Here is a 7,518-nt window from a genome sequence, read left to right on the forward strand (position 1 = left end):
AGAGGTCCTAACAGAAGCCGTTGATCATGTGACTTTCGGATTGGCTGGTCGTTGGTCCGATCGTGGGGAAACGTCAGTCGCGGCCCTGGATCGTCTCGGACGAACTGTGGTCGCTCATCGAGCCGTTGCTGCCCGTGCCGGGTCCGAAGCTGGTCGAGGGCAGACCGCGAGTCCCGGACCGGCAGGCGCTGTGCGGGATCCTGTTCGTCCTGCACACGGGCATCCAGTGGGAGTACCTGCCGCAGGAACTGGGCTTCGGCTCGGGCATGACCTGCTGGCGGCGCCTCGCCGCGTGGAACGAGGCCGGCGTGTGGGACGAACTGCACCTGGTGCTCCTGAAGAAGCTGCGGGCGGCGAACAAGCTGGACTGGTCCCGGGCGGTGATCGACTCCTCCCACGTCCGGGCCGCTCGACGGGGCCCAAAAGCGGTCCCAGCCCGGTCGATCGCGCACGGCCGGGCAGCAAGCACCACGTTCTCACCGACGGCCAGGGCATCCCGCTCGCGGTGTCGCTGACCGGTGGAAACCGCAACGACGTCACCCAGCTGATGCCCCTGCTCGACAAGATCCCGGCGGTTGCCGGCGTCGTCGGCCGCCCCAGACATCGACCCGACACGCTGCTTGCCGACCGCGGCTACGACCACGACAAATACCGGCGCCTACTGTGGCAGCGCGGCATCCGCCCGGTCATCGCTGAGCGAGGCGTGCAACACGGCTCTGGCCTGGGCATTTTCCGCTGGGTCGTCGAGCGCACCATCGCCTGGCTGCACGGCTTTCGCCGCCTGCGGATCCGCTGGGAGCGACGCGACGACATCCACGAGGCCTTCCTCGGTCTCGCCACCTGCCTGATCACTCACCGACACATCCAACGCCTTTGTTAGGACCTCTAAGCCTCAACCGCCGTGCCCTTTCACCGGGTCGGCCGCGTGATCACGGGTGAGGGCGAGGACCGGCGCGCGCGGATCGTCCGCGTGGAACCTGAGGGTGCGTACGAGGCCCCGCGCGCCCAACGGGCGTACGTACGGCACCGGTTCGGCCAGTTCCACCGTCACCGTGGTCTGGCCGCCCACCGAGAGGTCCAGCTCGCCGTCCGGACCGGCGTGCAGCAGGCCCCGGCCTCGGTAGCGCCGGTCGACGCGCGCGGAGACGATGGCGTCCGCCGGGAGGTGGAGGTCGAACAGCGCGCCATACCGTACGCGCAGCGAGCCGTCCGGGCCGACGAGGTGCGGCCGGGTCACGCAGGCCGCGTGCAGCGCGAGGACCAGCACGATCCCGTACACGTCGAGCACGAGCAGGATCCGGTGGACGAGCGGCCAGGGGATCAGCAGGGCCGGCATGACGGTCTCCACGACCGACACGAAGAGCAGACCGTACATCATGGCCGCCTGGGGTTCGGCGTAGGGGACGGCCAGGGCGCCTTCGGGGACCTGGCGGCGGCGCAGCGTCCACAGCCAGAGGGCGTACAGGGCCCGGACCTCGTGCGCGACGATCCGGCGTACGGGGATGGGGACCAGTTCGGCGGCCACGGCCCGTCGCGCGCGGGCGGTCATGCTCCGCTCCGCTCGATCCGGGCGGCCAGGTCGGTCATCACCCGGCGCACCACCTCGGCCTGGGCCGGCGGGTAGTCGGCGAGCAGCGCCTCACTGAAGCCGGGGTTCGACCGGCCCGGTCCGGCGGGGATCACGGCGATGAGCTCGTCGGGTACGGCGGCGGCCATGTCCTCGGCCAGGGCCGCGATGCGGGGGTCGTCCGGCGCCGCGTCCTCCAGTTCGTCCAGCCGCTCGTACAGCCCGAGCAGCGCCGGGTCCTCGGACAGCGGGAACAGGGCGTCGTACACCGCCTCGCCGCCCTCCACCGTCTCCAGCAGGGCGAGGTGTTCGCGGTCCTTGGCGGCGGAGCGCGACGTGGTCCCGGGGGCGGCGCGCAGCAGCGCGGAGAGGGCGGGCGAGAGCGGGGCGTCCGGGGTGAGCGGGCCCGCCAGGAGGTCGGCGAGGACCTCCCGGCGCCGCCGGATCTCCTGCTCCTGCCGGGCCAGGTCGGCGTCCAGTTCCCGTAGTACTTCGGCCAGTTCGCGCCCGGCGTCGTCCGCGAGGACGTCCCGCACCTCGTCCAGCGAGAGTCCCAGTTCGGTCAGCCTGCGGATGCGGGCCAGCAGCACGGCGTGCCGCAGGGTGTAGGAGCGGTAGCCGTTGGACCGCCGCACCGGCTCGGGCAGCAGGCCGATGTGGTGGTAGTGCCGCACGGCTCGTGTGGTGACTCCGACGAGCGCGGCGATCTCTCCGATGCGCATACGGCCAGTAAAAACGTTGCCGTCGCGTCAAGGTCAACTCAGCGCAGCGCCGGTTCCTCCAAGGTCAGGGTGCCCTGGTCCGCGTCGAGTTCGGCGGCCACCCCGAACGGCAGCGTCAGCGCGTCCGCGCAGTGCCCGAAGCCGAACTCCTCGACGACGGGCACCCCGAGGGGGCCGAGCCGGTCGGCGAGCAGGGGGCGGACCCGGTCGTAGGGGTCGCACTTCTCCCAGGAGCCGAGGAGCACCCCGCGTACCCCCTCCAGCCAGCCGGAGCGCAGGAGTTGGGTGAGGTAGCGGTCGAGGCGGTACGTCTCCTCGCCCACGTCCTCCAGGCAGAGCAGGCCGCCGTGTGCGGAGGGGCGGGCGTGCGGGGTGCCCAGTTCGGCGGCGAGCAGGGAGAGACAGCCGCCCAGGGTGACGCCCCGGGCCCGGCCGGGCACCAGGACGCCGCCGCCCGAGGCGATGACCTGGACCTTCTCCGGGGCGAGCAGAGTGAGCCGCAACTGCTCGCGGGCCCGCTCGCTGCCGATGAAGTCGATCCCGGCCGCCATCGGGCCGTGCAGGGTGACCAGGCCGAGCCGGGTGGCGATGGCCTCGTGCAGCACGGTGATGTCGCTGAAGCCGACGAACACCTTCGGCCCGGCCGCCCGCATCGCCTCCCAGTCGAGCAGGTCGACCATGCGCTGGACGCCGTAGCCGCCGCGCGCGCAGAACACCGCGTCCACGGACGGGTCGCACCAGGCCCGCTGGAAGTCGGCGGCGCGGTCGGCGTCGGTGCCCGCGAGGTAGGCGAACTCGTCGTGCCGGTCGAGGACATGGGGTGCGACGACCGGTTCCAGGCCCCAGTCTCGCAGCACGTCGAGGCCCGCGCGCAGCCGTTCGCCGGGCACCGGTCCGCTGGGCGCGACCACGGCGACCCGGGCTCCGGGGGCGAGCCGGGCGGGGCGTACCAGTTCTCTCATGCGTCCCAGTTCTCTCATGCGTCCAGCTCCAGTGTCGGTACGTCCGTCACGTCCAGCCCGAACACCTGGGCGTACAGGGAGAGTTCGGCCTCCAGCGCGCGGACGAGGGTGTCGGCGCGGCGGAAGCCGTGCCCCTCGCCCTCGAAGGTGAGATAGGCGTGCGGGACGCCCCGGCCCGCGAGTTCGGCCAGGAGTCGCTCGCACTGGACGGGCGGGCAGATCACGTCGTCCAGGCCCTGGAGCAGCAGGAACGGCACGGTGAGCCGGTGGGCACGGGTGACGGGCGAGCGCTCGGCGTACCGCTCGGGCACCTCTTGGAGCGGTCCGACCAGCGACTCCAGATAGCGCGACTCGAAGTCGTGGGTGTCGCCGGGGCCCCAACCGGCGAGGTCGAGGATGGGGTAGCTGATCGTGCCGCAGGCGTAGACGTCGGTGCCGGTCAGGGAGGCGGCGGCGGTCCAGCCGCCCGCGCTGCCGCCCCGGATCGCGAGCCGGTTCCGGTCAGCGGTGCCCTCGTCGGCGAGGCCGAGGGCGACGGCCGCGCAGTCCTCGACGTCGACCACGCCCCACTGCTCGCGCAGCCGCTCGCGGTAGGCGCGGCCGTAGCCGGTGGAGCCGCCGTAGTTGACCTCGGCGACTCCGATGCCGCGCGAGGTGAAGTAGGCGATGTCGAGGTCGAGCACGAGCGGAACCCGACTGGTGGGACCGCCGTGCGCCCAGATCACATACGGCGGCAACTCGCCCTCGGGGGCGCCACGTTCGGGGTGGTGCGGCGGATAGACGTGGGCGTGCACCTCACGGCCGCCGGGGCCGGTGAAGACGCGGACCTGCGGCTCGGGGTAGTAGGCGGGGTCCACGGCGTCCCGGTGGCGGGCGCCCACGGCACGGGCCCGCCCGGTGACCGTGTCCAGCTCGACGACCTCGTACCCGCTGTGCGGACCGGCACCGACGGCGACGACTCGCGCGCCGTGCGCGGTCAGCGTCGGGGCGTACTCGGTCCAGGGTCCGGCCGCGTCGGCCACCTCGCCGGACTCGGGGTCGAGTATCCCGAGCACGGCGGCACCGCGCCCGTGCAGGACGGCGACCAGCCCGTTGTCCAGCGGCGCGAACCAGCGCAGGCCCAGCTTCCACAGCGGGCCGCCGAATTCCTCCGCGCGCGGGCACAGCGGGGTGCCGTCCCGGTAGAGGTTCCACCAGCCGTCTCGGTCGCTGACGTACAACAGCCGTCCGTCGATGGACCATTCGACCTGGGTCACGGACTCCTCGGGGCCGCCCGCGACGACCTCGGGCTCGCCGAGACGGCCGTCCTCCTTGACCTCGGCGACGAGGAGCTCGGTGCCCTCCCACGGCATCCGGGGATGGTCCCAGCCGAGCCACGCGGCCCGCCGCCCGTCCGGCGACAGACGCGGCCCGGTGACGAACCGGTGCCGCTCCGGGGCGAGTTCGCGTACGGCCGTACGGTCCTCGGCGGCCGAGCCGTCCAGCGGTACGGCGGCCAGGACACGGCGCAGATCACCCGGCCCCTCGCCGGTGAACTCCTCAAGGACGCACCAGACTTCGCCCCGTTCAGGGTCGATGCGCGGTTCGGCCCAGCGCAGTCCGCCGCCGACCGGGGAGAGGGGGGTCAACGGGCGCGGCTCGGCGCCGGGTTCACGGACGTAGAGCCGCTGGTCCGCGAAGTGGGTGAAGACCAGCAGGGGTTGACCGCCCTGGGACACGGCGTCCCAGGGGCGGCCGCCGTACTCGATGACGCGGTTGCGCACGTTCCACGGCGCGGGCAGCACCGTCTCCTCGGTGCCGTCGGCCGTGCGCCTGACGAGTGCGCGGCGGCCCCCCTCGGCGGGCCGGGGCTCGGTCCACCACACCTCGTCGCCGACGAACCCGGCCCACTCCGGGTGCCCGTCGTGCGCGGCGGCCAGGGCCGCGTCGACCGGCGAGGGCCAACTGCCGTACCCCTGCTCGATCATGTCCTCCCCCATTCGTTCAGGCGGTTCGCAGAAAGTGGTCCAGGACGCGGACGCCGAAGTGCAGCGCGTCCACGGGCACCCGCTCGTCCACGCCGTGGAAGAGCGCCTGGTAGTCGAAGTCCTCGGGCAGCCGCAGCGGGGCGAAGCCGTAGCCCTTGATACCGAGCCGGGAGAACTGCTTGGCGTCGGTGCCGCCGGACATGCAGTACGGCACGACGTGCGCGCCGGGCGCGAACTCCTCCACGGCGGCGCGCATCCCCGCGTAGATCGGCGCGTCCACCGGTGCCTGGAGGGCGACTTCGCGGTGGACGAAGTCCCAGTCCACGTCGGGGCCGGTGAGTTGGTCGAGGGTGGCGCGGAACTCGTCCTCGGTGCCGGGGAGGAAGCGGCCGTCGACGTGGGCGGAGGCGTCACCGGGGATGACGTTGACCTTGTAACCGGCGTCCAGCATGGTCGGGTTGGCGCTGTTGCGGACGGTCGCCTCGACCAGCTTGGCGGCCGGTCCGAGCTTGGTCAGGAGCAGGTCGGCGTCGTCCGGGTCGTCCTCCAGGCCGTAGAGCGCGGCGAGTTCGGTGAGCGCGGCGCGGACCGTGGGGGTGATGCGGAGCGGCCACTCGTACTCGCCGATGCGGGTGACGGCGGCGGCCAGCCGGGTCACCGCGTTCTCCCGGTTCACCTTCGAGCCGTGCCCGGCGCGGCCGCGCGCGGTGAGCCGCAGCCAGCCGGTGCCGCGCTCCCCCGCCGCGACGGGGTAGATCTCGCGCCCGGTGCCGTCGTGGAAGGTGAAGGCACCGGACTCCCCGATGGCCTCCGTACAGCCCTCGAACAGCTCCGGGTGCGTGTCCGCGAGGAATCCGGCGCCGTCGACGGCACTGTCCTCCTCGTCGGCGGTGAACGCGATCACGATGTCCCGGCGCGGCCGCACGCCCTCCCGGGCCCAGGCGCGCGCGACCGCCAGGATCATCGCGTCCATGTTCTTCATGTCGACGGCGCCGCGCCCCCACACCACGCCGTCGCGGACCTCGCCCGAGAACGGGTCCACACTCCAGTCGGCGGCCTCGGCCGGCACCACGTCGAGGTGCCCGTGGACGAGGAGCGCGTCGGCGGACGGGTCGGTGCCCGCGATCCGGGCGACCACGTTGCCCCGCCCGGGCGTCCGCTCCAGCACCACCGGTTCGAGCCCCGCCCCGGCCAGCCGCTCGGCCGCGTACTCCGCGGCGGGCCGCTCCCGGCAGTCCCCGCCGCCCCGGTTGGTGGTGTCGATCCGGATCAGCTCCGAGGTGAACTCGACCACCTCGTCCAGCGCCTGCTGGTCAGCCATACTGCTCCTCCACGGCGGACGAGGCGATCGTGGTGACCGCCTTGAACGTGCGAATGCCCTCGTACATGGTGTCGGCGGTGTACGCCACCTTCCGCTCCCCGATGCGGGTGACCCCGGGGACGACGGTGACGGCCAGCGCGAGATGCTCGGCGTCGAACTCGACGGCGACGGTGAACGGGCCCGCGTTCTGCGGCTCCTGACGCACCGCCAGCTCCGTCGCCTCCTTGGCGGCGGCCCGGATGTCGGCGGCGGTGCGGACCGGGGTCCGGCAGACGGCCGCGTACCGCGACACGTGGTCCTTGACGGCCACCTTCAGCGCCTCGGGCGCGTAACCGAGCGCGTCCTCGCAGGCCAGGTCGTCTCCGGTGACGAGCACGACGGGTACGCCGTACTCGGCGGCGACGTGCGCGTTCAGCAGCCCCTCGCTCGCGCGGACGTCGTCCAGCCAGACGCCGGTGATCTGGTTGGCGAGGTAGGTGTGGGCGAGAACGCCCTCCATCCCCGCCCCCGTGTGGTACCCGACGAACGCGATCCCGTCCACGTCCCCGTGCTGCACGCCCTCGACCATGGACAGCGACTTGTGCCGCCCGGTGAGCATCTCCACCCGCTCGTCCAGGTCCTCGAGCAGCAGGTTCCGCATGGACCAATGGGCCTCGTTCACGAGCACCTCGTCGGCACCCCCCTCGAAGAACCCCACCGCCGCCGCGTTCACGTCCGACGTGAACAACCCCCTGCACCGCTCCCACTGCGGCGTCCCCGGCAACACATCCCCCGGCCAGGTGACACCCGTCGCCCCTTCCATGTCCGCACTGATGAGGATCTTCACCCGCAGTTCCGCCCTCTCCCACTCGCCACACCCGTCACAGCCCGTCTGCCCCCATTGTCGACAACGACCACGCCGCCGGGCGGCAGCACACGAGCGTGGCGGCTGTGCCGGAGGGCAGCGTGAGTGTATGCGGGGGTGGGGGGATTGATCACG

At 72.6% G+C, this 7,518-nt stretch carries 7 protein-coding genes; 1 reads left to right on the plus strand and 6 read right to left on the minus strand.

Features of this window, described 5'->3' with window-relative positions; translation table 11 throughout:
- The first annotated feature begins 62 nt into the window (after positions 1-62).
- A protein-coding gene (locus GTW40_RS06725) for an IS5 family transposase (RefSeq protein ID WP_343245599.1) occupies positions 63-880 on the plus strand; the annotation gives its coding sequence in 2 pieces (ribosomal slippage) (positions 63-399 and positions 399-880; 819 coding nt in all).
- A gap of 12 nt (positions 881-892) precedes the next feature.
- Here GTW40_RS06725 and GTW40_RS06730 read toward each other — a convergent pair.
- The 6 genes from GTW40_RS06730 to GTW40_RS06755 are packed head-to-tail and all read right to left on the minus strand — an operon-like array spanning position 893 to position 7,365.
- Positions 893-1,549 (minus strand): hypothetical protein, encoded by a 657-nt coding sequence (locus GTW40_RS06730; RefSeq protein ID WP_161179240.1) that lies wholly within the window; start codon positions 1,547-1,549, stop codon positions 893-895.
- A complete protein-coding gene (locus GTW40_RS06735) occupies positions 1,546-2,289 on the minus strand; it encodes a MerR family transcriptional regulator (protein ID WP_161179241.1) in 744 nt (247 codons plus the stop codon). Before GTW40_RS06735 ends, GTW40_RS06730 begins: the two co-directional genes overlap by 4 nt.
- 38 nt (positions 2,290-2,327) lie before the next feature.
- The gene (locus tag GTW40_RS06740) at positions 2,328-3,251 is read right to left on the minus strand and encodes an LD-carboxypeptidase (RefSeq protein ID WP_161179242.1); all 924 of its coding nucleotides are present in this window, start codon (positions 3,249-3,251) and stop codon (positions 2,328-2,330) included.
- A 14-nt stretch (positions 3,252-3,265) separates the two neighbouring features.
- On the minus strand, positions 3,266-5,230 hold the full coding sequence (locus GTW40_RS06745; RefSeq protein ID WP_161179243.1) for an LpqB family beta-propeller domain-containing protein: 1,965 nt from the start codon (positions 5,228-5,230) through the stop codon (positions 3,266-3,268).
- A 4-nt stretch (positions 5,231-5,234) separates the two neighbouring features.
- Entirely contained in the window at positions 5,235-6,539 is a 1,305-nt protein-coding gene (locus GTW40_RS06750; protein ID WP_161179244.1) for a M20/M25/M40 family metallo-hydrolase, read from the minus strand.
- On the minus strand, positions 6,532-7,365 hold the full coding sequence (locus GTW40_RS06755; RefSeq protein WP_161179245.1) for a M55 family metallopeptidase: 834 nt from the start codon (positions 7,363-7,365) through the stop codon (positions 6,532-6,534). The genes GTW40_RS06750 and GTW40_RS06755 overlap by 8 nt, the downstream gene beginning before the upstream one ends.
- Positions 7,366-7,518: the final 153 nt, after the last annotated feature.

Source organism: Streptomyces sp. SID4985, from assembly GCF_009863025.1.
Taxonomy (GTDB): domain Bacteria; phylum Actinomycetota; class Actinomycetes; order Streptomycetales; family Streptomycetaceae; genus Streptomyces.

Coding starts and splice junctions, on each gene's coding strand:
- GTW40_RS06750 (WP_161179244.1), bottom strand. CDS start 6,539: ATGGCTGACCAGCAGGCGCTGGACGAGGTGGTCGAGTTCACCTCGGAG.
- GTW40_RS06740 (WP_161179242.1), bottom strand. CDS start 3,251: ATGAGAGAACTGGTACGCCCCGCCCGGCTCGCCCCCGGAGCCCGGGTC.
- GTW40_RS06745 (WP_161179243.1), bottom strand. CDS start 5,230: ATGGGGGAGGACATGATCGAGCAGGGGTACGGCAGTTGGCCCTCGCCG.
- GTW40_RS06730 (WP_161179240.1), bottom strand. CDS start 1,549: ATGACCGCCCGCGCGCGACGGGCCGTGGCCGCCGAACTGGTCCCCATC.
- GTW40_RS06735 (WP_161179241.1), bottom strand. CDS start 2,289: ATGCGCATCGGAGAGATCGCCGCGCTCGTCGGAGTCACCACACGAGCC.